The sequence below is a fragment of the Burkholderia sp. NFPP32 genome (assembly GCF_900119325.1).
Lineage (GTDB): Bacteria > Pseudomonadota > Gammaproteobacteria > Burkholderiales > Burkholderiaceae > Burkholderia > Burkholderia pyrrocinia_C.
This window is the reverse complement of sequence record NZ_FPJP01000004.1, coordinates 425,048-449,006: the sequence shown is the minus strand read 5'-3', so window position 1 is coordinate 449,006 and position 23,959 is coordinate 425,048. Positions and strand designations below refer to the sequence as shown.

Genomic DNA, 23,959 nt, shown 5'->3' with positions numbered 1-23,959 from the left:
CCGCGGCACGCGGCGGATGAGTCGAGCCCCCTCTTTTCACTGCGCTGCTTTGCTTTCCGTTTTCTGCATGTTGTTGACAATCTACAAATCATCAATTTTAATGTCAAGCATCGAAAACACCTCCCTTCGGCGCGGCGCGGGCGCCGACGGCTCAATCCCGTCGAACTGAAAGGAATGAACGTCATGACTGGAACGCCTGTTTCCGTGGAAGTGAACGGCCGCCGCTACAACTGGATGAGCCGGCCCGTGGTGGTGATCTGCGTCGACGGCTGCGCATACGAATATCTGGAAGAAGCGGCCGAGGCCGGCGTCGCGCCGTTCCTGCGCACGCTGCTGAAGCCCGGCACGGCGCTCAAGGGCGAATGCGTGGTGCCGAGCTTCACGAACCCGAACAACCTGTCGATCGTCACCGGCGTGCCGCCCGCGATCCACGGGATAAGCGGCAACTACTTCTACGATCGCGACACCGGCGCCGAGGTGCTGATGAACGATCCGAAGTACCTGGTCGCGCCCACCGTGCTCGCGACTTTCGCCGAACAGGGCGCGCGCGTCGCGGTCGTCACCGCGAAGGACAAGCTGCGCCGCCTGCTCGGCAAGGGGCTGAAGGGCATCTGCTTCTCGTCGGAAAAGGCAGACGAAGCGAGCCTCGAGGAAAACGGTATCGACAACGTGCTTGAGCTGGTCGGCAGACCGGTGCCGGGCGTGTACAGCGCGGATCTGTCGGAATTCGTGTTCGCGGCCGGCGTGCGCCTGCTCGAGACGCGGCCGATCGACCTGATGTACCTGTCGACGACCGACTACGTGCAGCACAAGTGCGCGCCCGGCACGCCCGGCGCGAACGCGTTCTACGCAATGATGGACAAGTACCTGCAGCGCCTCGACGCGCTCGGCGCGATCGTCGCGATCACGGCCGACCACGGGATGAACGCGAAGCACGACGCCATCACCGGCGAGCCGAACGTGATCTATCTGCAGGAACTGTTCGACGAATGGATCGGCCACGACGCGGCGCGCGTGATCCTGCCGATCACCGATCCGTACGTCGTGCACCACGGCGCGCTCGGCTCGTTCGCGACCGTCTACGTGCCGGCGTCGGCCGATGTCGATGCGCTGCGCGCGCGTCTTGCGGCGGTGGACGGTATCGAGATCGTGCTGACGGGCGCCGAGGGCTGCGCGCGCTTCGAACTGCCGCCGGCGCGGATGGGCGACCTGATCGCGATCTCGAAGCGGGACGTCGTGCTCGGCACGCGCCGCATCAAGCACGACCTGTCGGGGCTCGACGTGCCGCTGCGCTCGCACGGCGGGATCTCCGAGCAGATCGTGCCGCTGATCTTCAGCAAGCCGGTCGCCGCCGACGTCACGGGCCGCGCGCGGCTGCGCAATTTCGACATCATCGACATCGCGCTCAACCATCTGCAGTGATGCGCATGCATCCGCGAGGGAACACACTCATGAACGTCATTGCGGCTTCGACGGCCGTCAGCGAGATTCGTCGCGAAGCACTGCGAATCGACGGCGAACGGGTTCACCGGGATGCGGTGATCGACGTGCGCAACCCGTACGACGGCTCGCTGGTCGGCACCGTGCCGAAGGCGACGCTGGAAGACGTGCGGCGCGCATTCGCGGTCGCGCGCGCATACCGGCCGACGCTCACGCGCCACGAGCGTGCGGCGATCCTGCGCCGCGCGGCCGACATCGTGCGCTCGCGCACTGCCGAGATCGCGGCGCTGATCACGGCCGAGGCCGGGTTGTGCATCAAGGATTCGACGTACGAAGCGGGCCGCGTGGCCGACGTGCTGACGTTCGGCGCCGGTGAAGTGCTGAAGGACGACGGGCAGATCTTCTCATGCGATCTGACGCCGCACGGCAAGAAGCGCCGCGTGTATACGCAGCGTGATCCGCTGCTCGGCGTGATCTCCGCGATCACGCCGTTCAACCACCCGATGAACCAGGTCGCGCACAAGATCGTGCCGGCGGTCGCGACCAACAACCGGATCGTCGTCAAGCCGTCGGAGAAGGTGCCGCTGTCGTGCTACCTGTTCGCGGACATCCTGTACGAAGCCGGCCTGCCGCCGCAGATGCTGCAGGTGCTCACCGGCGACCCGACGGAGATCGCGGACGAACTGATCACGAACCCGGCGATCGACCTGATCACGTTCACCGGCGGCGTATCGATCGGCAAGTCGATCGCCGCACGAATGGGTTACCGGCGCGCGGTGCTCGAACTCGGCGGCAACGATCCGATCATCGTGATGGAGGACGCCGATCTCGACGAAGCGAGCACGCTCGCGGTGTCGGGCTCGTACAAGAACTCGGGGCAGCGCTGCACGGCGATCAAGCGGATGCTCGTGCACGAAGCGGTGGCCGATCGTTTCACCGAACTGGTCGTCGAGAAGACGCGCGCGTGGTCGTACGGGAATCCGTCGGATCCGTCGGTCGACATGGGCACCGTGATCGACGAAGCGGCCGCGAAGTTCTGCGAGCAGCAGGTGAACGACGCGATCGCGCGCGGTGCGCGGCTGCTGGTCGGCAACGTGCGCGACGGCGCGCTGTATTCGCCGACCGTGATCGATCGCGTGACGCCCGACATGCCGCTGGTGAAGCATGAAACCTTCGGCCCCGTGTCGCCGATCATGCGCTTTGGCGACATCGACGAAGCGATCCGGATGTCGAACAGCACCGACTATGCGCTGTCGTCGTCGGTGTGCACGAACCGCTTCGACAACATCACGCGCTTCATCACCGAGCTGGAAGTCGGCAGCGTGAACGTGCGCGAGGTGCCGGGCTACCGGCTCGAGCTGACGCCGTTCGGCGGCGTGAAGGATTCGGGGCTCGGCTACAAGGAAGGTGTACAGGAAGCGATGAAGAGCTTCACGAATACGAAGACGTATTCGCTGCCGTGGTGAGCGGCGCGTGATGCGGGCGCGCCGGCTCGAAGGCCGGCGCGCGGAATTTCCCCCGGCGGGACGCGGCCGCGACGGCCGCCAGGCGACGGTCAATCGCCATCGTCGTGGTGGTGATGACGCCAGCCGCGATGCCAGCCGTTGTCGTGCCGGTAGTAGCGGTAACGGTAGTCGCCATAGTACGGGCCGTAATAAACGGGTGCCGGCTCGTACACGACGGGCGGTGGCGGCGCGTAGTAGACCGGCGGCGGTGCTTCGATCACGGGCCCCGGCACGCCGAAATACACGCCGATGTCGGCACGCGCGAATGCGCTTGCCGACAGGCAGGCGGCCGCGATGCCGAGGGCGCAGGACAACAGGATGCGTTTCATTTGCCGTTCCCTCCGTTCGCGGGCGGCAAGGCCCGCGAGCAATCGGTTCACCTGTCTTCATGGTATGTAGCGTGCGCCGAATGGGTGATACCGCGTTGTCGTTTCTGTAACCGCCGGTAACGAATCGTCGGACGATTGCCGCACTGGATCGCGACGGATTTCGTCTGCGGAATGCGTGGCTGGCCGGCGCGTTATTCGACGCGCTCATATCGTCAGCGGATTTGTTTTTGCCGGGCATCGGCGCGTCGGTAGAATTCGCGGACTCGGCCGGCCGCGCGACCCGCGCACTGCGAAGTTCATCGCGACGCTCGCGCAAGGCGTGCCGGCGTTCTGACGCGATATACGATTCCGGCGGTGCTCAGCCCTGCGCTTGCCCGTCGAGCACCGCTGCGACGATCGCCTCCGGCGCATCTTCCTGTACGAGATGGCCTGCGCGCGGCACCCGGATCAATTCGCCGTTCGCGATGCGATCGGCGAGCGCCTGCCCCTGTTCGAGCGGAATCCACGCATCGTCCTCGCCCCACACGATGCGCACCGGAAAGTCCGGCGGCGCGTATCGAGCCTCCGCTTCCTCGATGTAGCGCTGGCGCATCTGCGCGATCTGGCGATAGAACGCGGATTGTCCGGCCGGCGTGAGCCACGGCGAACGGTAGATCGACAGCGCATCGTCGCTCAGCGGCTGTGCCACGGCATTGCCGATGTAGGCCGATACGAGCGCGTGATGCGCATATGCCGGCAATCCGGTGAACGCGGCCTCATGCTGCGCGACGTGGCGCACGAACGGCGAACCCTGCGGCGCGATCGCGACCGGGTTCACGAGCGTGAGGTCCGCATACGGGATGCCGTCGAGGAAGTGTGCGCGCAGCGCGGTCGCACCGCCGTAGTCATGCGCGAGCACACGCGGGCGCGCAATTTTCCATTCATCCAGCATCGCGCCGAACAGCACGTTCTGGCGGCCGAGCGACACGTCCGCGTCCGGCATGTCGGACTGGCCATAGCCGAGCAGGTCGTAGAAGTACACGCGGTGACGCCGCGCGAGCCACGGCGCGATCCGGCGCCACACCTGCGATGAAAACGGCGTGCCATGAACGAGCACGAGCGGCGGGCCTTCGCCGAGCGTGCCCCATGCGATCCGGTGGCCTTCGAACATGAAACGGTTGGCGAGTTCGAGCATCGGCATCTCCGTGATAACCTGTTTTCGCTGTAAATAGGTTACTCCGGATGGCCCGGACATGAAACCGATAGGTGAAAATAAATGGTTACTCGATACGAACCTGCGCGACACGCGCACGAATGGGGCGCGGCCGATTTCGTCGGCGGCCATCCGGCGCTCGACTTCCTGAACACGGTGGCCGATACGGGCAAGACGCGCGACGAGGACAAGCTCGTCGACTGGTCGGCCGTGCGCGCGTGGGCCGGGAAAGCGGGATTGCTGGCGCCGGCCGATCTGGCGCGGCTTCTGCGTCATGCGCGGCAGGACGGCCCGGATGAGCTGGCGGCGCTGCATCGTTTTCGAGAGGATGCATACGCCGCGATCGCGCACCTGACGGCCGGAGGCGGCGGCAGCGCCGGTGTGCGCGCGGCGGACCGGCTCGCTGTGGCGATCCGCGATGCGATCGGGCGCAGCGCGTTCGATGCGGTCGACGGCCGGTTCGCGTGGCGGCCCGATGCGCGTGCCGCGTCGCGCTGGGTCGATGCGGCCGCCCTCGGTTTCGAGCATCTGCTGCGCAGCGACGATTTCGCGCGCGTGCGGCAGTGCGGCCGTTGCACGTGGTTCTTCGTCGATCGGGGCCGCGGCGTCGGGCGGCGCTGGTGCGACATGCGCACGTGCGGGAATCGCGCGAAGGTGGAGGCGTTCAGGGAACGGTGAAGCGCGCGCCGTTACGGTTGCCGCGCCGCGCGCGGCCGGCGCGCGAGCGTCATTGAGCGGCTTCGTGCGGCCGATGGTCCGGCCATAGCGTTGCGGCGACGAACAGCCCGGCCGCGAGGAACGGCGCGCCGATCGCGAACAGGATGGCCGTGAGGCCCCAGCGATCCCAGAAGCGGTCGACGACCGCGCGTTCGGGGGTGACGGGGTCGTACAGCACGTTGACCGCTTCGCCTTCGCGCAGGCCCGGATGCGACGACGCCGCGCCCTGGGCGAACGTGATCTGGCGCCCGCTGTCGGTCGTGAACGCGACGATTGCCGAATACAGCGATGTGCGCGCCCGGGACGACCGCGCGTTCTTCGCGATATCGACGACGTGGCCGGTTGAGTGCGCATAGTGGCGGACGATCTGCCACTGACGCAGGCCGGCCGCGCCGGCACCGGCGAGGAAGCCCGTGCCGATCGCGATCGGAATCAGCACGATCGCGATATCCCAGCGGCGCCGCGCCTGCTTGCGTGCGGCGCGGGCCGGCGGCGGGTCGGACGGCCGGCGGCGGCGCTCGCCGGCGATCAGCAGGCCGCCGATCGCGAACGACGCGATGGCGAGCAGCGTGGGCACCGCAACCGGAAACCAGCGTTGCGCGAAATCGTCGATCAGTGCGAGGCGGTCGGGATGGGCGGGGTCGAGCAGGATGTCGACGCTCTCGCCGATGTCGTACGCGGGGACGGTCGACGCGGTATTGCCGGCGATTTCGCGGCGCTGGCCGTCGTTCGCGAGGTAGGCGACGATCGGCCGGTACGCGCGCATCGCGTCGCTGTCCTGCACGATGCGCACGACCGTGCCCGGCGCGCGGACCAGGTGGCCGGTCGCGCGGCCGGTCGTGACCGCGAGTACGGCTGCGAGCACGAGCAGCACGACGCCGAGCGCCAGCGCGGCGAGCGCGTCCTTACCCGGCATGACCGGATCCGGCTGGTGCGTCGCGCGGCGGATTCGGGTGCGATCGGGTGAATGGCGTGTCCCGACGGACAGGCCGATATCGGCGCAACCAGGCCCTCTGAATGGTCGCGTCTCGTTCACATGCTTCCATGTATGACGTCCCATGTTCTCTCTGTGCCGGCGGGCAAACGACAGTACCTGCGCCGGTCGTGTGATATTTGTCGGACGATTCTAGCGGAAACGGTGCGGAAGGGGCGTGCGGATGTGCGCGCGCGAGGAGGCGCGCCACGAACGTGGCGCGCGGAAATGAAAAAGGCCGGTCAGCTTTCGCTGACCGGCCTTTTGAAATCCTGGTGGGGCGTGAGTGACTCGAACACTCGACCTACGGATTAAGAGTCCGCTGCTCTACCAACTGAGCTAACGCCCCCAACAGAAGAAAAATTATGCATGGGTTTTCAGGACATGGCAAGCCATTTGTGCAAATTTCCTGAAAATATTTCGTCACGCCAACGGCGGCCGTCGCCGCGGTAACGAGCGGTCGCAGTTTGCGCGCTCCCGGTATGATGACGCCACACGCGTTGCGCGGCGGTCGCGCAACGTTTTCTGGACATTCGAAGATGGACGAAAACGCAGTCCGCGAATTGCTGGATCGCCTGCTGGCCCCGTGGGTCCGCTCGCTCGGTCTGGTCCCCGTGTCGATCGGCGACGACAGCGTCACGATGCGCCTGCCGTTTTCCGGCGAATTCCGCCATTCGGGCGGCGTGATCTGCGGCCAGGTGTTCACGGCGGCCGCCGACACCGCGATGGTGGTCGCGATCTCGGTCGCGCTCGGCGAGTTCCGGCCGATGACGACCGTGTCGCTGAACACGAACTTCATGCGCCCCGTGCGCAAGGGCGACGTGCTCGTCACCGCGCGCGTGCTGCGGATGGGCCGCAACCTCGTGTTCGGCGAAGTCGAGCTGTTCGACGAGGACGGCAAGATGGCCGTCCACGCGACGTCGACCTACGCGCTCGTCAGCTGAGCGGCGCGATGTTCGACCAGATCGTTTTTGCGGGCGGCGGCAATCGCTGCTGGTGGCAGGCCGGCTTCTGGGACGTCGCGCAGCCGGCCCTCGGGCTGCGCCCGCGCGTGATCACCGGCATCTCGGCCGGCGCGGCGACCGCGTGCATGCTGTATACGCGCGACGCCGCGTGGGTGATGCGCTATTACGAAGAGGCGCTGCGCCACAACCGGAAGAACGCATACTGGGGCAACCTGTTCGGGCGCGAGCCCGTGTTTCCGCATTACCGGATTTATCGCCAGGCATTGCTCGACATCTACGGCGAACCGTTCGCGAAGCTGGCCGAGGCGCCGGAGATCCGCATCGGCGTGTCGCACGTGCCGCGCTGGCTCGGTGCGCGCAGTGCGGTCGCCGCCGGCCTCGTCGCGTACAACATCGAGAAATACGTGCGCAAGACGCTGCATCCGACGCTCGGGCGCGCGCTCGGCTTTCGGCCTGAATTCGTGCGGGCGCAGGCCTGCACGCAAGTCGACGAACTCGCCGACCTGATCCTGCAGTCGTCCTGCACGCCGCCGTTCACGCCGGTGCTGCGCCGCGGCGGCCGGCCCGTGCTCGATGGCGGGATGGTCGACAACGTGCCGGTCGACGCGCTCGACGCGTCGCCGGGCGACGTGCTGGTGCTCGTCACGCGGCTGTATCCGCGCCCGCAGATGTTCACGGTCGCGCACGGCGACCAGCGGCGGCTGTACGTACAGCCGTCGAGCAAGGTGCCGATTTCGAGCTGGGATTACACGAGCCCGTCGCAGATGCGGCATGCGTACGACCTCGGGCGGCGCGACGGCGAGCATTTCCTCACGCGCGTCGGTGCGATGACAGGCGGCCGCGTGGCCGCCTGATGGCGGGGAATGGAGCAGGGGCCGCGCGGGTGCGCAGCCCGCGCGATCAGCGCTTGCGGATCGGCGTCAGCGCTTCCGGATTGGCGACGCTCGACATGTCGCCGTCGTCGAACGCGAGGATGTTCCTGAACGCCGCACTGAAATAGAGCTCGTAGCTTTCGCGTTCGACATAGCCGATGTGCGGCGTGCAGATCACGTTCTCCATCCGCAGCAGGCTGTAGCCCTGCAGGATCGGCTCGCTCTCGAACACGTCGATCGCGACCATCCCCGGACGGTTGTGCGACAGCGCGTTGACGAGCGCGTTTTCCTCGAGCAGCTCCGCACGGCTCGTGTTGACGAGCAGCGACGTGGGCTTCATCCGCATCAGGTCTTCCTGCTTGACGATCCCGCGCGTGTCGTCGTGCATGCGCAGGTGCAGCGACAGCACGTCGCTCTGCTCGAACAGCGCCTCGCGGCTCTCGGCGGCCGTGTAGCCGTCGGCGCGCGCGGCTTCGAGCGAATGCTCGCGGCCCCAGATCAGCACGTTCATTCCGAACGCCTTGCCGTAGCCGGCGACGAGCCGGCCGATCTTGCCGTAGCCCCAGATGCCGAGCGTCTGGCCGCGCAGCACCTGGCCGAGGCCGAAGTTCGGCGGCATCGCCGACGTCTTCAGGCCCGACTGCTGCCATGCGCCCTGCTTCAGGTTCGCGACGTACTGCGGAATGCGGCGCTGGGCGGCCATCACCAGCGCCCAGGTCAGCTCGGCGGGTGCGACCGGCGAACCCGTGCCTTCGAGCACCGCGATGCCGCGGTCGGTACACGCTTCGAGGTCGATGTGGCTCGAGATGCGGCCGGTCTGACTGATCATGCGCAGGTTCGGCAGCTTGGCGAGCAGTTGCGACGAAATCGGGGTCCGTTCACGAATCAGCACGAGCGCCTCGACTTCGGCCAGACGGCTTGCGAGCTGCCCCAGGCCGCGCACCGTATTGTTGAAGACCTTCACGTCGTGGTCGGCAAGCATCTCGAAGCAGTTCAGCTTGCGGACGGCGTCCTGGTAGTCGTCGAGGATGGCAATTTTCATGGTGAACGGGTGTCGCGCGTTGAAAGCGGCAGTGGCGGCGGCGCACGTCGCGCACCCGTCCCGCCCGGCCGGGGCCGACATGATGCTACGTCGGCCGCGTTCGTGGTGTCTTTTTAACAGGTTGTTACGCTCCGCCGCAATTGGCGGCAGCCACACCCGGCGCCGCTTGCGTGCGGTGCGCAAGGGTGCGCTGTTGTGTCGCATCAAATACGTCCTTCCTGATTCGGCCGCTTACTCGACGAGGTTCACCCAATTGTTGCTTCAATCAGAATAGTTGGATCAACTATCCGCAAATGGCGAGGATTTTTGACTATTTTTATCGTCAACCGGTGCCTTGTTGAGCAACTCTGCATCATTTCCGCTGTCGTAGGAGAATTACGCATTTGCTTCATCTTTTTGAAGTTGTAACAGCGGCAGGAGTCGTTTATGGATCATTTGCAGTCGATGCGCGTGTTCGTCAAGGTTGCAGATCTCGGCAGTTTTGCGCGGGCCGCGAGTGCAATGGATATTTCCAACGCGGTCGCGACGCGTCACGTCGCCGATCTGGAAGGCCGCCTCGGCACGCGTTTGCTGAACCGCACCACGCGCAGCCTTTCCCTGACGGAGTCGGGCCAGGTCTATCTGGAGCGTGCTCGCCAGATCCTCGATGAGCTCGAGGATGTCGAGCAGATGGTCGTTGCGCGCAATCACGAGCCGGTCGGCACGCTGCGCATCGTCGCGCCGGTCGTGTTCGGCCTGCATAACCTCGCGCCCGTGTTGCAGACGTACACGGAGAATTTCCCGAAAGTGGTGCCGGATCTCACGCTGGTCGACCGGCAGGTCGATCTCGTCGAGGAAGGCTTCGATGTCGGCATCGTCGTCACGCGACAGATGCGCAGCGCGAGCATCGTCACGCGGCGGCTGACCACGGGCTGCATGACCGTGTGCGCGACGCCGAGCTATCTGGAGAAGCACGGCGTGCCGACCCATCCGGAGCAGCTCGTCGCGCACCCGAGCCTGAGCCTGCCGGCCGAATACTGGGGCGACGAGCGCGTGTTCACGGGGCCGGACGGCGAAGTGCGCGTGCGCCCGACCAACGTGATCGTCGCGAACAACACCGCGATGCTGCGCCAGTTCGCGCTGCTTGGGATGGGCGTCGCGATCCTGCCGAGCTACCTGATCGGCAGCGACATCGCGCGCGGCGCGCTGGTGCGGCTGCTGCCGGATTTCCGGCTGCCGCAGGTCGAAATCAATATCGCTTACCCGAGCCGGCGCCATTTGCCCGCGAAGGTGCGCACGTTCATCGACCACCTCGTCGAATATTTCAGCCACTCGACCGATGCGACGATCGGCGAGCAGTGGGCTGCGCAGGGTGCGACGCTAGCGCCGATCGGCGTAGAGACGCGTGCGGAGCAGCCCGAATCGGCCGACCCGAACCTGTCGCCGCGCCTGCCGCGTTCGACACGCACGCGCGTCGCGGTGCCGTCGCCGCTGTAACCGCGCGACGGCCGGGCGGCGGTTGCCGCCGGCACAAGGAAAAAACGCGGATCGAGCGATCGATCCGCGTTTTTTTATGGCTGCCTGCCGGAGCCCGATGCGCCGGGGGAAGCCCCGGCGGCCTGGCCGTTACGAGCCCGTCTTGCGCGCCGTCGTCTTGCGGGCGGCGGTCTTCGTCGCTGCGGTCTTGGCGGCGGTCTTGCGCGCCGGTGCCGGTTTCTCTTCGGCGCCTTCCGTCACGGTTTCGGCATCCTTCGTCGCCGATTTTGCCGTCTTCTTCGCGGCAGCGGCCTTCGGTTCCTTCTTCTCGAACTCGAAGCCGATCTTGCCGTCCGGCTGCTTCACGAGGAACGCCTTGAAGTTGCGGCCGGTGCGCGACGACTTGAAGTTCGGCAGCAGGTCCGTGCGGCCGTCGGCAAGCAGCTTGCCCATCTGCTCGCGCGTGATTTCCTGCTGCAGGATCACCTTGCCCGAGCGGAAGTCGCAGGTCTTCGGGTTGGCAACCGAGTGCTCGCACACATAGCTCATCCCGTGCTCGAACACGCGGCCCTTGCACTTCGGGCACGCACCGACCGGTTCCTGCGCGGAGAAGTCGGGTGCTTCGCCTTCCTCGCCGCCCTGGTCCTGGCCGAAATCGAACTCGAGCTTGTAGTTCTTCGTCTCGTCGTCGAAGGACAGCTTGAGGATCGCCGAGAACGGGCGGCCCATCTTGCTGCGGAACCCGGACAGCGGACCGATTTCCTTCTTCTGCAGCAGCTCCTCGACTTCGGGGATCTCGAACTGCCGGCTGCCCGGGATCTTCGAGATCGAGAACTCGCACTTCGTGCACGCGAAGCGGCGGTAATTTTCCTTCACCTGGCCGCCGCAGTTCGGGCACGGCGTCTCGAGCGTCGCGTAGTCGCCGGGAATCGTGTCGGAATCGTATTCCTTCGCGCGCTTGACGATCTGCTGCGTCATGCGGGCGATTTCCTGCATGAACGCGTCGCGCCCGAGGTTGCCGCGCTCCATCTGCGACAGCTTGTATTCCCATTCGCCGGTGAGCTCCGGCGCGGTCAGCTCCTTCACGCCGAGCCCGCGCAACAGCGTCATCAGCTGGAATGCCTTCGCGGTCGGGATCAGCTCGCGGCCTTCGCGCAGCAGGTATTTCTCGCCGAGCAGGCCTTCGATGATCGCCGCTCGAGTGGCCGGCGTGCCGAGGCCCTTCGCGGCCATAGCCTCGCGCAGCTCGTCGTCCTCGACGAGCTTGCCCGCGCCTTCCATCGCGGACAGCAGCGTCGCTTCCGAGTAGCGTGCGGGCGGCTTCGTCACGAGCGCGACGGCGGCGATTTCGTCCGTCTTTACCTTCTCGTTCTTCTGCACCGGCACGAGGTTCGCGTCCGCGCCTTCGGCGTCGCGGCCGTACACCTGCAGCCAGCCCGGCTCGACGAGCACCTTGCCTTCGGTCTTGAAGTGATGGCCGGCGACTTCGGTGATCCGCGTCGTGACGCGGAATTCGGCCGCCGGGAAGAACACGGCGAGGAAGCGCTTCACGACCAGGTCGTACAGCTTCTGCTCCGGCTCGGACAGCGACTTCGGCGCCTGCAGCGTCGGGATGATTGCAAAGTGGTCGCTGATCTTCGAGTTGTCGAAGATCCGCTTGTTCGGCTTCACCCAGCCCTTGTCGAGCACCTGCTTCGCATGCGGCAGGTAGTTGTTGCTCTCCTTGAGCATCTCGAGCGTGGACTGGACCGTCGAAATGTAGTCTTCCGGCAGCGCGCGCGCGTCGGTACGCGGGTAGGTCAGCACCTTGTGCTTTTCATACAGCGCCTGCGCGAGGCCGAGCGTGTTCTTCGCGGAGAAGCCGAAGCGGCCGTTCGCCTCGCGCTGCAGGCTCGTCAGGTCGAACAGCAGCGGCGACAGCTGTGTCGACGGCTTCGATTCCTCGGAGACCGTGCCGACCTGGTCGCGACATGCGGCGACGATCGTTTCGGCAGCCGGCAGGCTCCACAGGCGGGAGTCGCGTTTCTCCGGATCGAATTCGTCGCGCTTGAATTTCGGGTCGTACCACTTGCCTTCATAGAAACCGCCCGCGCACGCGAATGCGGCCTTCACTTCCCAGTAGTCGCGCGGGATGAAGCGGCGGATTTTCTCTTCGCGTTCGACGACGATCGACAGCGTTGGCGTCTGAACGCGACCGACTGTCGTCAGGAAGAAGCCGCCGCCCTTGCTGTTGAACGCGGTCATCGCGCGGGTGCCGTTGATCCCGACGAGCCAGTCGGCTTCCGAGCGGCAGCGTGCGGCGTCGGCGAGCGGCTGCATGTCCGTGTCGCTGCGCAGGTTCGCGAAACCGTCGCGGATCGCCTGCGGCGTCATCGACTGCAGCCACAGGCGCTGGACCGGCTGCTTCGCCTTCGCGTGCTGCGCGATCAGGCGGAAAATCAGTTCGCCCTCGCGCCCCGCGTCACATGCGTTGATCAGGCGGTCGACGTCCTTGCGCTTCATCAGCTTGGTGAGCACCTTGAGGCGCGACTCGCTTTTTGCGATCGGGTTCAGGTCGAAATGCGGGGGGATGACGGGCAGATGCGCGAAGCTCCATTTCCCGCGCTTGACCTCGTACTCTTCCGGGGCGGCGATTTCGAGCAAGTGGCCGACAGCGGACGAAAGGACGAATTCGTCGCTCTCGTAGTATTCGTCATGCTTTGTAAAGCCGCCCAAAGCGCGCGCGATGTCGTTCGCGACAGAAGGCTTTTCCGCAATGATCAGTGCTTTGGACATGACAGGTGTGTGATGGTAGACCGGGTTCGCCGGTTGTGGGTCCCTTTTACGACCGCTTTATAGCACACGCCGAAGCGACGGCGGCTCGGCGTGTAAAAAGCGGCTCATCATAGAGGGGGGCTGCAACGGCGGCAAGCGCCCGGCGCGGCGGGGCGCGCAAATGTGCGAAAAACCGCCGGGCGGGGCGCGAATTCAGGCTTCGACGTTCAGGACGTTGCGCAATTTCGGTGCGTGCGGCGCACCGGGTACCGCGCTCAGGTCGGACAGCATTCGTTCGACGATCGCCGCGTGCGGCAGCACCGTGCCGAAGAAGCGTGCGGTGTTGGCATCCTCGATCAGGATCGTCGGGAAGTTCTCGACGTCGAGATCGTCGAGGCGGTCGGCATGCGTTTCGATGTCGATCCAGGCGAAGCAGGCGTCGGGATGCGCGTCGGCGAGCTGGTCGAAGGCCGTCCGGTAGTCGCGGCACGTGCCGCACCACTCGGCGCACAGGCAGGCGACGAGCAACGTGCCGGGATCGGCGAGGCGCTCGGCGATCCGATCCGCATCGGTGTCGAGATTCAGCGCGGGCATGGATTTCCTTGAGTATCGTCGGCGGCGCGGCCGCCCCTATTCGGGGAAATGTAGCACGCCGCGCGCAGGCGGGGTGGGCGCGGCGTCAAGCCGCGCGAAGCGTCCGCCGGGGAGGCTCGCGACGCGACCGGCCAGTTCGAGCGCGAGTAGCGCGCGGTGCAGCACGTCGTCGGACAGGCTGCTGTGCTCGGCGAGCCATTCGAATGTGACGGGGCCGTATCCCAGTGCGGCGAGCACGGCCTGTTCGGACGGGGTGCAGGGCGACGGAGGCGGCGATGCTTCGATTCGGGCTGGCGCGGCGGCCGGACCGGCGGGGGACGCTTCCATGATGGCGGCGCAGGCGCGCTGGCCGGAGGCTTCGGTTTCGCGAACCTCGTCGGGATTCGCGCGCCGAATTCCGGGGCACGCCGCACCGGTCGTCGGTTCGCCCAGCCCGTATTCCTCGAGAATATCGAGCGGCGCTGCCGTGAGCTTCGCGCCGTCGCGAATCAGCGCGTGGCAGCCCTGCGCGAGCGGTGCGTGGATCGAACCCGGCATCGCGAACACATCGCGCCCCAGTTCGTTCGCGAGCCGCGCGGTGATCAGCGAGCCGGAGCGCGGGGCGGCTTCGACGACGAGCGCGCCGATCGCCAGCGCCGCGATCAGCCGGTTGCGCTGCGGGAAATGCGCTGCGCGGGCCGGGGTGCCGAGCGCCCATTCCGACAGGATCGCACCGTGCGCGGCGATCTCGTGGGCGAGTGCGCGGTGCCGCGCCGGATAGACGAGATCGGCACCCGTCGCGATCACCGCGACCGTGCCCGACCGGCCGTCGAGCCCGCCGCGATGCGCGGCGCCGTCGATCCCGAGCGCGAGGCCCGACACGATCGGGAGCCCCGCGTCGGACAGCGCGCGTGCGAAGCGCGTCGCGTCGGCGAGCCCCTGCGGCGTCGCGTGGCGGCTGCCGACCACGGCGAGGCTGCGTGCGTGCAGCAGGTCGAGCCGGCCCTTTACATATAGCAGCGGCGGCGGGTCGTGCAGGTCGCGCAGCCGCGGCGGGTAGGCCGGATCGTTGAGCGTGACGAACGCGTTGCCCGGCGCATCGAGCCACGCGAGCGCGGCATCGGTGCGTGCGTCGAGATCGTCGCGTTCGCTTGCGCGCACGGCCTGCGCGGCGGCGGGGCTGCTCACGGCGGCAATGGCCTGGTCGGACGCGCGCAGCAGCGCCGCCGGCGAGCCGAACGCGTCGAGCAGCGCCTGCAGTACGGCGGGTGCGAGGCCGGGCGCATGCCCGAGCTGCAGCCACGCGCGCAACGCGGAGGTGGTCAGCGCTTGAGGCGACATGAGGCTGCCCTCGAACGCGACGGCCAGCGGACCGCGTGGCGCCATGATAAAATTTTCATCATCCGAAATACTCGACAGGGCCGCGCGCGCAGGCGCCCGGCCAATTGCAGGAGGCGCGATCCGCGGCATTGATACGCCGCGCATCCGCCTCATCTTCATTGCATCGCGGCGGCGGCGCCAGCCGGCCGGATGGCCGATGCCGCACCCTGCTCTACCGAATACCGAACGCCATGGCTTTGCTCAACATTCTTCATTACCCCGACAAGCGGCTGCACAAGGTCGCCAAGCCCGTCGACAAGGTCGACGACCGGATCCGCAAGCTCGTCGCCGACATGGCCGAGACCATGTACGCGGCGCCCGGCATCGGCCTTGCGGCCACGCAGGTCGACGTGCACGAGCGCGTGATCGTGATCGACGTTTCCGAGGAAAAGAACGAGCTGCGCGCGTTCATCAACCCCGAGATCGTCTGGTCGAGCGACGTGAAGCAGATCTATGAAGAGGGCTGCCTGTCGGTGCCCGGCATCTACGACGAAGTCGAGCGTCCCGACCACGTGCGCGTGCGCGCGCTCAACGAGCAGGGCGAGGCTTTCGAGCTCGACTGCGAGGGCCTGCTCGCCGTGTGCGTCCAGCACGAGATGGATCATCTGATGGGGCGCGTGTTCGTCGAATACCTGTCGCCGCTCAAGCAGACGCGCATCAAGACGAAGATGAAGAAACTCGAACGCGCGATGTGACGCGCGTTCATCCTGCCCGACCCCGAACGCTGTCATGACCCATACGTTGCGCGTGATTTTTGCCGGCACGCCGGAATTTGCCGCGGCTGCCCTCGCCGCGATCCACGAGGCCGGTTTTCCGGTGCCGCTCGTGCTCACCCAGCCCGATCGCCCGGCCGGCCGCGGGATGAAACTGCAGGCGAGTGCCGTGAAGCGCTACGCCGTCGAGCACGGCATGCCCGTCGCACAGCCGCCGTCGCTGCGCCGCGCGGGCAAGTACCCCGCGGAGGCGGCCGACGCGATCGAGCTGCTGCGCACGACGCCGCACGACGTGATGGTGGTCGCCGCGTACGGCCTGCTGCTGCCGCAGGAGGTGCTCGACATTCCGCGCAGCGGCTGCATCAACATCCATGCGTCGCTGCTGCCGCGCTGGCGCGGCGCCGCGCCGATCCACCGCGCGATCGAGGCCGGCGACGCCGAGACGGGCGTCACGCTGATGCAGATGGACGTCGGCCTCGACACCGGCGCGATGATCGAAGAGGCGCGCGTCGCGATCGCGCCCGACGACACGACCGCGACGCTGCACGACCGGCTGGCCGCCGACGGCGCGCGGCTGATCGTCGACGCGCTCGTGCGGCTCGAGCGCGACGGTACGCTGCCGGCGACGCCGCAGCCGGCCGACGGCGTGACCTATGCGGAAAAGATCGGCAAGCACGAAGCGGCGCTCGACTGGCGCAAGCCTGCCGACGTGCTCGCGCGCCAGGTGCGTGCGTTCGATCCGTTCCCTGGCGGCGTCGCGACGCTCGACGGCGCGGCAATCAAGCTGTGGGCTGCCGAGCCGGTGGCGGCGCGCGGCGATGCGGCGCCCGGCACGATCGTCGAAGCCGCGCCGGAAGGCGTGGTCGTCGCGTGCGGCAGTGGCGCGCTGCGCGTCACGCAGTTGCAGAAGCCGGGCGGCAAGCGGCTGCCCGCGCGCGAATTCCTCGCCGGCTCGCCGCTCGCCGCGGGCCAGCGTTTCGCGCTGCCTGACGTTGCCTAACGTGACCTGACCGCCATTCGACACGGCCTGCCGGCCCTGCGCAATCGGCCGAACGGTCGAGTCGCGCAGCGCGGCAGGCGCGCGTAGAATTTCCCTGCGCTCTCCGGTTTCGAGGTTTTCATGTTCGGCATCACCCATTTCGGCTTCTTCGTGCTGGCAGTTTTCCTGCTGAACGTCACGCCCGGCCCCGACACGGCCTACATCGTCGGCCGCAGCGTCGCGCAGGGCCGCGGCGCGGGGCTGATGTCGGCGCTCGGCATTTCGGCCGGCTGCTGCGTTCATGCACTCGCGTGCGCATTCGGCCTCACGGCGCTGCTTGCGGCGTCGGCTGCCGCGTTCACGGTGATCAAGCTGGTCGGCGCCGCGTACCTGATCTATCTCGGCGTGCGGATGATCGTCGCGAAGCAGGCCGCCGCGCCGTCGGGCGCCGAGGCCGCCACGGCAGCAAAGCCGCTGCGCCAGCTGTTCATGCAGGGCTTCTGGACCAACGTGTTGAACCCGAAGGTCGTGCTGTTCTTCGTGTCGTTCTTCCCGCAGTTCGTGTCGGCCGACAGCCCGCACAAGGCATTGGCGTTCCTGACCCTCGGCGCGGTGTTCGTCGCGATGAGCACGGTCTGGACCAGCCTGGTCGCATGGGTCGCGGGCAGCGTCACGCAGCGCTTTTCCGACAAGCCGGGCGTCAGGAAGTGGCTCGACCGCACGGTCGGCAGCGCTTTCGTCGGCCTCGGCCTGCGTCTTGCAACATCGCAACGCTGAGATTGAATTTTTCCGGCAAGACCTTATCTAACAAATCGCTTACAATTTTCCGCCGCCCCTTGTGATGCGCGGCGGGTCCCCTGACGGATAAGGAGTGGGTATGTTCAATTGGGTCAAAACGGCGATGCTGATGGCCGCGATCACGGCCCTGTTCATCGTGATCGGCGGAATGATCGGCGGCTCGCGCGGCATGACGATCGCGCTGCTGTTCGCGCTCGGCATGAATTTCTTCTCGTACTGGTTCTCCGACAAGATGGTGCTGCGCATGTACAACGCGCAGGAAGTCGACGAGAACACGGCGCCGCAGTTCTACCGGATGGTGCGCGAGCTGGCCACGCGCGCGAACCTGCCGATGCCGCGCGTCTACCTGATCAACGAGGATGCGCCGAACGCGTTCGCGACGGGCCGCAACCCCGAGCACGCGGCGGTCGCCGCGACGACGGGCATCCTGCGCGTGCTGTCGGAGCGCGAAATGCGCGGGGTGATGGCGCACGAGCTCGCGCACGTGAAGCACCGCGACATCCTGATCTCGACGATCACCGCGACGATGGCGGGCGCGATCTCGGCGCTTGCGAACTTCGCGATGTTCTTCGGCGGGCGCGACGAGAACGGCCGGCCGGCCAATCCGATCGCGGGTATTGCGGTCGCGCTGCTCGCGCCGATCGCCGGCGCGCTGATCCAGATGGCGATTTCGCGGGCACGCGAGTTCGAGGCCGACCGCGGCGGCGCGCAGATTTCCGGCGATCCGCAGTCGCTTGCGACCGCGCTCGACAAGATCCATCGTTATGCGGCCGGCATCCCGTTCCAGGCGGCCGAAGCGCATCCGGCCACCGCGCAGATGATGATCATGAACCCGCTGCACGGCGGCGGCCTGCAGAACCTGTTCTCGACGCACCCGGCCACCGAGGAACGCATCGCGCGCCTGATGGAGATGGCGCGTACCGGCCGCTTCGATTAAACCTCGGCGCGCCCGCGGCCGTTGCCGCGCGGCGTCCGCGCCACCACCCCGCACGCTTCGCGCTGCGGGGTGTTTCATTTGTGCGCGCCCTAAAGCGGCCAAAGGGGCCAAAGGGGCCGCATGGTCGCACGCTACAATGCGCGGTTTGGGATCGCAGGGCCGCGCGGCCGCCGCAATCCCGCCGTTTGCCGCATTTGTTAGCTGCGCTTGTTTGCCGATTCCGCTCCGATGACACGAACCCGTTCTTCCGCTCAGTCTTCTTCCGGCCGCCCGGCGCGCCTGTCCGCGCCGCATCTTGCGCCCGATTCGCTCGGCTTCGCACTTGATGCGGCCGCGCAGGCGGTCGATGCGGTACGGCGCGGTACTGCGCTGCCGGCAGCGCTCTCGGCGGTATTCGCGCAGATGGCGTCCGGTGCGCAGGCGCTCGCGCGCGGCGCGACGCAGGACGTCGCGTACCGGACGATGCGTCGCCTCGGCAGCGTGGACTGGCTGATCGGCCGGCTTGTCAGCAAGGCGCCGCCCGCGCACGTGAACGCGGTGCTCGCCGGCGCGCTCGCGCTGCTGCTCGATCCGGCGGACGATGCCGCATACTCGGCGTTCACGGTGGTTGACCAGGCCGTGACCGTGATCGGCGCGCGCCGCGAATACGCATTCGCGAAGGGGTTGGTCAACGCGGTGCTGCGCCGCTTCCTGCGCGAGCGCGACGTGCTTGTCGCGGCGATGCAGGACGACGCCGTTGCGCGCTGGAATTACCGCGCATGGTGGGTCGATGCGGTGAAGCGCGCATGGCCCGACGCATGGCAGGCGATCCTCGCGGCCGGCGAGCGCCAGGGGCCGCTGACGCTGCGCGTGAATGCGCGTCGCGCGAGCGTCGACGCGTATCTCGACACGCTGCGCGCGAGCGGGATCGACGCGACTGCGATCGGCCGGCATGCGGTGCGGCTCGCATCGGCGCTGCCGGTCGAGCGCATTCCCGGATTCGCCGACGGCGTGGTGTCGGTGCAGGACGCCGGCGCGCAGCTCGCGGCCGAATGGCTCGGCGCGCGCGACGGCATGCGCGTACTCGACGCATGCGCGGCGCCCGGCGGCAAGACCGGCCACATTCTCGAGCTGGCCGATGCGGAAGTCGTTGCGCTCGAAAGCGACGCGACGCGCGCGGCGCGCATCGGCGAGAACCTCGTGCGCCTGTCGCTCGCAGCGGACGTGCGTGTCGGCGATGCGGGTGCGCCCGGCGCGTGGTACGACGGGCGCCCGTTCGACCGCATCCTGGCCGACGTGCCGTGCTCGGCATCGGGCATCGTGCGGCGGCATCCCGACATTCGCTGGCTGCGCCGCGAGGCCGACATCCCGGCGCTCGTCGCGGAACAGCGCCGCATCCTGTCGGCGCTGTGGCCGCTCGTGAAGCCGGGCGGCGAACTGCTTTACGTGACCTGCTCGATCTTCCCCGAAGAAGGCGAGTTGCAGGCCCGCTGGTTTGAAGCGGTCTGTGAAGATGCGGTACGATTGGACGCCCCCGGCCAGCTGCTGCCGGGCGCAGTGCAGGGAGGGGCTGCCGCCGGCGCACTCGACCAGAACACCGATCACGACGGATTTTTCTACGCGCGGTTTCAGAAACGGTGACGATCAAACACCTTTTTTCACTTCGGCTCGCGGCCGTCCTGATGGTCGCGTTGACGCTGTGCCTGGCCGTCGCCCGGCCGGCGCATGCCCAGTCGATCGCCGTGCAGCGCGCGTCGCTCCAGGCCGACGGAAGCGGCTGGAGCCTCGATGCCCGCTTCGATTTCGAGCTGAATCCGAACCTCGAGGATGCCGTCAACAAGGGCATCCCGCTTTACTTCACGACCGACTTCGAGCTGAGCCGCGCGCGCTGGTACTGGTTCGACGAGCAGCCGGTGTCGGTGACGCAGACGATCCGCCTGTCGTTCCAGCCGCTCACGCGCGAATACCGCGTGTCGACGGGCGGCCTGCAGCTCGGCTTCCCGTCGCTGAAGGATGCGCTCGCGGTCGTCAGGCACATCACGTCGTGGCACGTGATCGACCGCAACCAGGTGCGCCTGGGGGAAACCTACATGGCGTCGGTGCGGATGCAGCTCGATACGGCGCTGATGCCGAAGCCGTTCCAGGTCGACGCCGTGAACAATCGCGACTGGACGCTCGGGTCGGACTGGAAGCGCTTCAACTTCACGGTGACCGAACGTGCTAAATAAAGTGCGCCGCGCGGCCAGCGGGAAGAGCCTCCTCGTTCGCGTGATCGTCTCGACCGTCGCGTTCACCGCGTTGCTGCTGCTCGTGCTGCTCGCGGCCGCGAGCGCGAATACCGAATTCTTCGATCGCTACTACTCGTGGCTGTACGCGACCAACATCGTCGTCGCGCTGGTGTTCCTGCTCGTGGTGCTCGGGCTGATCGGGATGATCGTCGTGCGCCTTAGGAAGGGCAAGTTCGGCACGCGGCTGCTCGCGAAGCTCGCGGTGTTCTTCGCGCTCGTCGGCGTGGTGCCGGGCGGGATCATCTACATCGTGTCGTACCAGTTCGTGTCGCGCAGCATCGAGTCGTGGTTCGACGTGAACGTCGAGACGGCGCTGACGGCCGGCCTGAATCTCGGCCGCGGGATGCTCGATGCGTCGCTGTCCGATCTGCAGACGAAGGCGCGACTGATGTCCGACCAGCTCGCGAGCGTCGACGCGAACACGAACGGCACGACGCTCACGCTGCTACGGCTGCGCGACCAGTTCGGCGTGCAGGACGCGACGATCGTCGAGCCGAGCCGCGGCGGTTCGGGCGCGGCGCCCGACCTGCACATCGTCGCGCAGGCGTCGGGCAATTTCGCGGCGCTGATTCCGGACGACCTGCCGACGCCGCTGATGCTGAGCCAGGCGCGCGAACACGGCACATACGCGGCGATCGAAGGCGAAGTCGACGGCGACCCGCGCGCGCACGGCGCGAAGGGCGCGCTTCGGCTGCGCGTCGTGCGGCCGATTCCCGATGCGACGACGTCGCTGCTGCAGCCGGCCGAACGCTTCCTGCAGCTCACGCAGCCGGTGCCGCCGACGCTCGCGCACAACGCGGACGCCGTGCAGCGCGCGTACCGCGAGTATCAGGAAAAAGCGCTCGGCCGCACGGGCCTGCGCAAGATGTACATCGGCACGCTGACGCTCGCGCTGTTCCTCGCGACCTTCATCGCGATGATGCTCGCGCTCGCGCTCGGCCAGCAGCTCGCGCGGCCGCTGTTCCTGCTCGCGCAGGGCACCAAGGAGATCACGGAAGGCGATTACACGCCGAAGCGCGAGATCAAGACGCGCGACGAGCTCGGCTTCCTCACGCAGTCGTTCAACGCGATGACGCGCCAGTTGTCCGAGGCGCGTCTCGCGGTCGAGAAGAACCGCATCGCGCTCGAGCATTCGAAGACGTATCTCGAGAGCATCCTCGCGAACCTGACGGCCGGCGTGTTCGTGCTCGACCGCCAGTTCCGGCTGACGACGGCCAACCGCGGCGCCGAGCGGATCTTCCGGCAGCCGTTCAACGCGCTGATCGGCACGACGCTCGACCAGATCGGCGTTGCGGCGGGATTCGGCGCGATGGTGCGCAAGGCGTTCGCCGATCGCGAGGCGGCATCCGACGGCGGCAGCGGCGATCGAGGCCACTGGCAGCAGCAGTTCGCGATCGAGATGCCGGGCGAAACGGAACCGCTGACACTGCTCGTGCGAGGCGCGCGCCTCGTGTCGACGGTCGAGGGGCAGGCCGACGATCCGCAGACGTCCGGTTACGTCGTGGTATTCGACGACATTTCCGACGTGATTTCCGCGCAGCGCTCGGTTGCGTGGGGCGAGGTCGCGCGGCGGCTCGCGCACGAGATCAAGAATCCGCTGACGCCGATCCAGTTGTCGGCCGAGCGGCTGCAGATGAAGCTGTCCGACAAGCTCGCGCCGTCCGACGCGGATGTGCTCAAGCGCGGCGCGACGATGATCGTCAACCAGGTGGCCGCGATGAAGCGGATGGTCGACGATTTCCGCGAATACGCGCGCACGCCGCCGGCGGTGCTCGCGAACCTGCAGTTGAACGAACTGGCGAGCGAGGTGCTCGGGCTGTACGGCGTCGGCGAAGGCAAGAGCCCGATCGTCGCCGAGCTCGCGCCATCGCTGCCGGTGATTCGCGGCGACGCGACGCAATTGCGCCAGGTGATACACAACCTGCTGCAGAATGCGCAGGATTCGGTCGCGGAAGCCGAGCATCCGCGTGTGTTGATCGAAACCAAGACAGTAGAATATGGCGATCCCGACGCCGAGGGCAAAACGCGCGTCGCGGTACGTCTTACCGTGTCCGACAACGGGCCCGGTTTTCCGGCACGCATCCTGACCCGCGCGTTCGAGCCTTACGTGACGACGAAGGCGAAGGGCACGGGGCTCGGGCTGGCCACGGTCAAGAAGATCGTCGACGAGCACGGTGCGCGGATCGATCTGCGCAATCGCATGCACGGCGAGACCGTCGAGGGTGCGCAGGTGTCGATCCTGTTCCTGCAGATGGCGAGCGATGCGCCAGGCGCCGAACCGGGCGCGCAGGGCGGGACGACCCCCGCTAAGACAAAAGCAAGTGAGCAGACAAGGGCAGCGTAAATGGCAACCATCCTGGTGGTAGATGATGAAATGGGCATCCGGGAATTGCTCTCGGAGATCCTCAGCGATGAAGGACATGTCGTCGAGGCAGCGGAGAACGCGCAGGCCGCGCGGGAATACCGGCTGAATCAGGCGCCCGATCTCGTGCTGCTCGATATCTGGATGCCCGATACCGACGGCGTCACGTTGCTCAAGGAATGGGCGGCGCAGGGGCTGCTGACGATGCCCGTGATCATGATGTCCGGGCACGCGACGATCGACACGGCCGTCGAGGCGACGAAGATCGGCGCGCTCGATTTCCTCGAGAAGCCGATCGCGCTGCAGAAGCTGCTGAAGTCCGTCGAGCACGGTCTCGCACGCGGCGCGGCGCCGGTGTCCGCCAACGCGGCGGCGAAGGGCGGCGCCGGACAGGCAGCGGGGCCCGCGGCGGTTGCATCCGCGGCTGCGCTGCCGACGCTCGGCGACGACATGGCGGCGGCGCTCGGCCTCGCGGGGCAGACGGCCGCGATCCCGTTCGACATCCCGTTGCGCGAAGCGCGCGATGCGTTCGAGCGCGCGTATTTCGAATATCACCTCGCGCGCGAGAACGGCAGCATGACGCGCGTCGCGGAGAAGACGGGCCTCGAGCGCACGCACCTGTATCGCAAGCTCAAGCAGCTCGGCGTCGAGTTGGGCAAGAAGCCGTCCGAAGGCGCGGTATAAATTTTTTTGCGAAAACGCTTGA

The 23,959-nt window shown here is 67.1% G+C and carries 21 protein-coding genes and 1 tRNA gene; 14 read left to right on the top strand and 8 right to left on the bottom strand.

The genetic code is table 11. The features are described 5' to 3' along the window. Positions 1 to 183 precede the first annotated feature (183 nt). Together phnA and phnY are read left to right on the top strand one after the other, a co-directional pair. Complete coding sequence (phnA, locus tag BT264_RS11450) at positions 184 to 1,422, top strand: phosphonoacetate hydrolase (protein ID WP_072437677.1); 1,239 nt, start codon at positions 184 to 186, stop codon at positions 1,420 to 1,422. A 29-nt stretch (positions 1,423 to 1,451) separates the two neighbouring features. Next, a complete protein-coding gene (gene phnY / locus BT264_RS11445) occupies positions 1,452 to 2,906 on the top strand; it encodes a phosphonoacetaldehyde dehydrogenase (protein ID WP_072437676.1) in 1,455 nt (484 codons plus the stop codon). An 89-nt stretch (positions 2,907 to 2,995) separates the two neighbouring features. Here phnY and BT264_RS11440 read toward each other — a convergent pair whose 3' ends face one another. Continuing rightward, the gene (locus BT264_RS11440) at positions 2,996 to 3,274 is read right to left on the bottom strand and encodes a hypothetical protein (protein WP_072437623.1); all 279 of its coding nucleotides are present in this window, start codon (positions 3,272 to 3,274) and stop codon (positions 2,996 to 2,998) included. Positions 3,275 to 3,632: 358 nt separating this feature from the next. After that, positions 3,633 to 4,448, bottom strand: coding sequence for an alpha/beta fold hydrolase (locus BT264_RS11435; protein WP_072437675.1), 816 nt, complete (start codon positions 4,446 to 4,448; stop codon positions 3,633 to 3,635). Positions 4,449 to 4,529: 81 nt separating this feature from the next. Between BT264_RS11435 and BT264_RS11430 the strand changes: the two genes are divergently transcribed. Further along, entirely contained in the window at positions 4,530 to 5,144 is a 615-nt protein-coding gene (locus tag BT264_RS11430) for a CGNR zinc finger domain-containing protein (protein ID WP_072437622.1), read from the top strand. Between the two features lie 49 nt (positions 5,145 to 5,193). On the opposite strand, the gene BT264_RS11425 is transcribed toward BT264_RS11430, so the two are convergent. Further along, positions 5,194 to 6,243: a DUF3592 domain-containing protein gene (locus tag BT264_RS11425; RefSeq protein WP_072437621.1), complete on the bottom strand. Its 1,050-nt coding sequence runs from the start codon at positions 6,241 to 6,243 to the stop codon at positions 5,194 to 5,196. 186 nt (positions 6,244 to 6,429) lie between these two features. Further along, a tRNA-Lys gene (locus BT264_RS11420) sits at positions 6,430 to 6,505 on the bottom strand. A gap of 190 nt (positions 6,506 to 6,695) precedes the next feature. Here BT264_RS11420 and BT264_RS11415 point away from each other — a divergent pair. Together BT264_RS11415 and BT264_RS11410 are read left to right on the top strand one after the other, a co-directional pair. Further along, positions 6,696 to 7,100, top strand: a complete 405-nt coding sequence (locus tag BT264_RS11415) for a PaaI family thioesterase (protein WP_072437620.1) — start codon at positions 6,696 to 6,698, stop codon at positions 7,098 to 7,100. 8 nt (positions 7,101 to 7,108) lie between these two features. Continuing rightward, positions 7,109 to 7,975 carry a patatin-like phospholipase family protein gene (locus tag BT264_RS11410; protein ID WP_072437619.1) on the top strand — a complete coding sequence of 289 codons (867 nt, stop codon included), beginning with the start codon at positions 7,109 to 7,111 and terminating at the stop codon, positions 7,973 to 7,975. Positions 7,976 to 8,021: 46 nt separating this feature from the next. Here BT264_RS11410 and BT264_RS11405 read toward each other — a convergent pair whose 3' ends face one another. Continuing rightward, positions 8,022 to 9,035, bottom strand: a complete 1,014-nt coding sequence (locus BT264_RS11405) for a D-2-hydroxyacid dehydrogenase family protein (protein ID WP_072437618.1) — start codon at positions 9,033 to 9,035, stop codon at positions 8,022 to 8,024. A 426-nt stretch (positions 9,036 to 9,461) separates the two neighbouring features. Here BT264_RS11405 and BT264_RS11400 point away from each other — a divergent pair, with 426 nt between their 5' ends. Then, the gene (locus BT264_RS11400) at positions 9,462 to 10,511 is read left to right on the top strand and encodes a LysR family transcriptional regulator (protein ID WP_034179362.1); all 1,050 of its coding nucleotides are present in this window, start codon (positions 9,462 to 9,464) and stop codon (positions 10,509 to 10,511) included. 129 nt (positions 10,512 to 10,640) lie between these two features. Here BT264_RS11400 and BT264_RS11395 read toward each other — a convergent pair whose 3' ends face one another. From BT264_RS11395 to dprA, 3 genes are all read right to left on the bottom strand, one after another. After that, the gene (locus tag BT264_RS11395) at positions 10,641 to 13,265 is read right to left on the bottom strand and encodes a DNA topoisomerase III (RefSeq protein WP_072437617.1); all 2,625 of its coding nucleotides are present in this window, start codon (positions 13,263 to 13,265) and stop codon (positions 10,641 to 10,643) included. Positions 13,266 to 13,457: 192 nt separating this feature from the next. Then, the gene (locus tag BT264_RS11390) at positions 13,458 to 13,838 is read right to left on the bottom strand and encodes a thioredoxin family protein (RefSeq protein ID WP_072437616.1); all 381 of its coding nucleotides are present in this window, start codon (positions 13,836 to 13,838) and stop codon (positions 13,458 to 13,460) included. 36 nt (positions 13,839 to 13,874) lie between these two features. Continuing rightward, positions 13,875 to 15,203, bottom strand: a complete 1,329-nt coding sequence (gene dprA / locus BT264_RS11385) for a DNA-processing protein DprA (RefSeq protein ID WP_256260616.1) — start codon at positions 15,201 to 15,203, stop codon at positions 13,875 to 13,877. Positions 15,204 to 15,388: 185 nt separating this feature from the next. On the opposite strand from dprA, the gene def reads away from it, so the two are divergent. From def to esaR, 8 genes are all read left to right on the top strand, one after another. Continuing rightward, positions 15,389 to 15,892 (top strand): peptide deformylase, encoded by a 504-nt coding sequence (gene def / locus BT264_RS11380; RefSeq protein ID WP_034179358.1) that lies wholly within the window; start codon positions 15,389 to 15,391, stop codon positions 15,890 to 15,892. Positions 15,893 to 15,926: 34 nt separating this feature from the next. Next, positions 15,927 to 16,910: a methionyl-tRNA formyltransferase gene (fmt, locus tag BT264_RS11375; protein WP_072437614.1), complete on the top strand. Its 984-nt coding sequence runs from the start codon at positions 15,927 to 15,929 to the stop codon at positions 16,908 to 16,910. Between the two features lie 120 nt (positions 16,911 to 17,030). Then, on the top strand, positions 17,031 to 17,666 hold the full coding sequence (locus tag BT264_RS11370) for a LysE family translocator (RefSeq protein ID WP_072437613.1): 636 nt from the start codon (positions 17,031 to 17,033) through the stop codon (positions 17,664 to 17,666). A 100-nt stretch (positions 17,667 to 17,766) separates the two neighbouring features. Next, on the top strand, positions 17,767 to 18,624 hold the full coding sequence (htpX, locus tag BT264_RS11365) for a zinc metalloprotease HtpX (RefSeq protein WP_006485774.1): 858 nt from the start codon (positions 17,767 to 17,769) through the stop codon (positions 18,622 to 18,624). Positions 18,625 to 18,852: 228 nt separating this feature from the next. Beyond that, positions 18,853 to 20,244 (top strand): 16S rRNA (cytosine(967)-C(5))-methyltransferase RsmB, encoded by a 1,392-nt coding sequence (rsmB, locus tag BT264_RS11360; protein ID WP_072437612.1) that lies wholly within the window; start codon positions 18,853 to 18,855, stop codon positions 20,242 to 20,244. Next, a complete protein-coding gene (locus BT264_RS11355) occupies positions 20,241 to 20,831 on the top strand; it encodes a DUF4390 domain-containing protein (protein WP_072437611.1) in 591 nt (196 codons plus the stop codon). Before rsmB ends, BT264_RS11355 begins: the two co-directional genes overlap by 4 nt. Continuing rightward, positions 20,821 to 23,235 carry a sensor histidine kinase EsaS gene (gene esaS / locus BT264_RS11350; protein ID WP_072437610.1) on the top strand — a complete coding sequence of 805 codons (2,415 nt, stop codon included), beginning with the start codon at positions 20,821 to 20,823 and terminating at the stop codon, positions 23,233 to 23,235. Before BT264_RS11355 ends, esaS begins: the two co-directional genes overlap by 11 nt. Beyond that, entirely contained in the window at positions 23,236 to 23,937 is a 702-nt protein-coding gene (gene esaR / locus BT264_RS11345; RefSeq protein ID WP_034179352.1) for a response regulator transcription factor EsaR, read from the top strand. It abuts the gene before it with no gap. The last annotated feature ends 22 nt before the right edge of the window (positions 23,938 to 23,959 follow it).

Bases quoted from the DNA above. Each gene is read 5' to 3' on its own strand.
- phnA (WP_072437677.1), top strand. From the start codon at position 184: ATGACTGGAACGCCTGTTTCCGTGGAAGTGAACGGCCGCCGCTACAAC.
- phnY (WP_072437676.1), top strand. From the start codon at position 1,452: ATGAACGTCATTGCGGCTTCGACGGCCGTCAGCGAGATTCGTCGCGAA.
- BT264_RS11440 (WP_072437623.1), bottom strand. From the start codon at position 3,274: ATGAAACGCATCCTGTTGTCCTGCGCCCTCGGCATCGCGGCCGCCTGC.
- BT264_RS11435 (WP_072437675.1), bottom strand. From the start codon at position 4,448: ATGCTCGAACTCGCCAACCGTTTCATGTTCGAAGGCCACCGGATCGCA.
- BT264_RS11430 (WP_072437622.1), top strand. From the start codon at position 4,530: ATGGTTACTCGATACGAACCTGCGCGACACGCGCACGAATGGGGCGCG.
- BT264_RS11425 (WP_072437621.1), bottom strand. From the start codon at position 6,243: ATGGGACGTCATACATGGAAGCATGTGAACGAGACGCGACCATTCAGA.
- BT264_RS11415 (WP_072437620.1), top strand. From the start codon at position 6,696: ATGGACGAAAACGCAGTCCGCGAATTGCTGGATCGCCTGCTGGCCCCG.
- BT264_RS11410 (WP_072437619.1), top strand. From the start codon at position 7,109: ATGTTCGACCAGATCGTTTTTGCGGGCGGCGGCAATCGCTGCTGGTGG.
- BT264_RS11405 (WP_072437618.1), bottom strand. From the start codon at position 9,035: ATGAAAATTGCCATCCTCGACGACTACCAGGACGCCGTCCGCAAGCTG.
- BT264_RS11400 (WP_034179362.1), top strand. From the start codon at position 9,462: ATGGATCATTTGCAGTCGATGCGCGTGTTCGTCAAGGTTGCAGATCTC.
- BT264_RS11395 (WP_072437617.1), bottom strand. From the start codon at position 13,265: ATGTCCAAAGCACTGATCATTGCGGAAAAGCCTTCTGTCGCGAACGAC.
- BT264_RS11390 (WP_072437616.1), bottom strand. From the start codon at position 13,838: ATGCCCGCGCTGAATCTCGACACCGATGCGGATCGGATCGCCGAGCGC.
- dprA (WP_256260616.1), bottom strand. From the start codon at position 15,203: ATGGCGCCACGCGGTCCGCTGGCCGTCGCGTTCGAGGGCAGCCTCATG.
- def (WP_034179358.1), top strand. From the start codon at position 15,389: ATGGCTTTGCTCAACATTCTTCATTACCCCGACAAGCGGCTGCACAAG.
- fmt (WP_072437614.1), top strand. From the start codon at position 15,927: ATGACCCATACGTTGCGCGTGATTTTTGCCGGCACGCCGGAATTTGCC.
- BT264_RS11370 (WP_072437613.1), top strand. From the start codon at position 17,031: ATGTTCGGCATCACCCATTTCGGCTTCTTCGTGCTGGCAGTTTTCCTG.
- htpX (WP_006485774.1), top strand. From the start codon at position 17,767: ATGTTCAATTGGGTCAAAACGGCGATGCTGATGGCCGCGATCACGGCC.
- rsmB (WP_072437612.1), top strand. From the start codon at position 18,853: ATGACACGAACCCGTTCTTCCGCTCAGTCTTCTTCCGGCCGCCCGGCG.
- esaR (WP_034179352.1), top strand. From the start codon at position 23,236: ATGGCAACCATCCTGGTGGTAGATGATGAAATGGGCATCCGGGAATTG.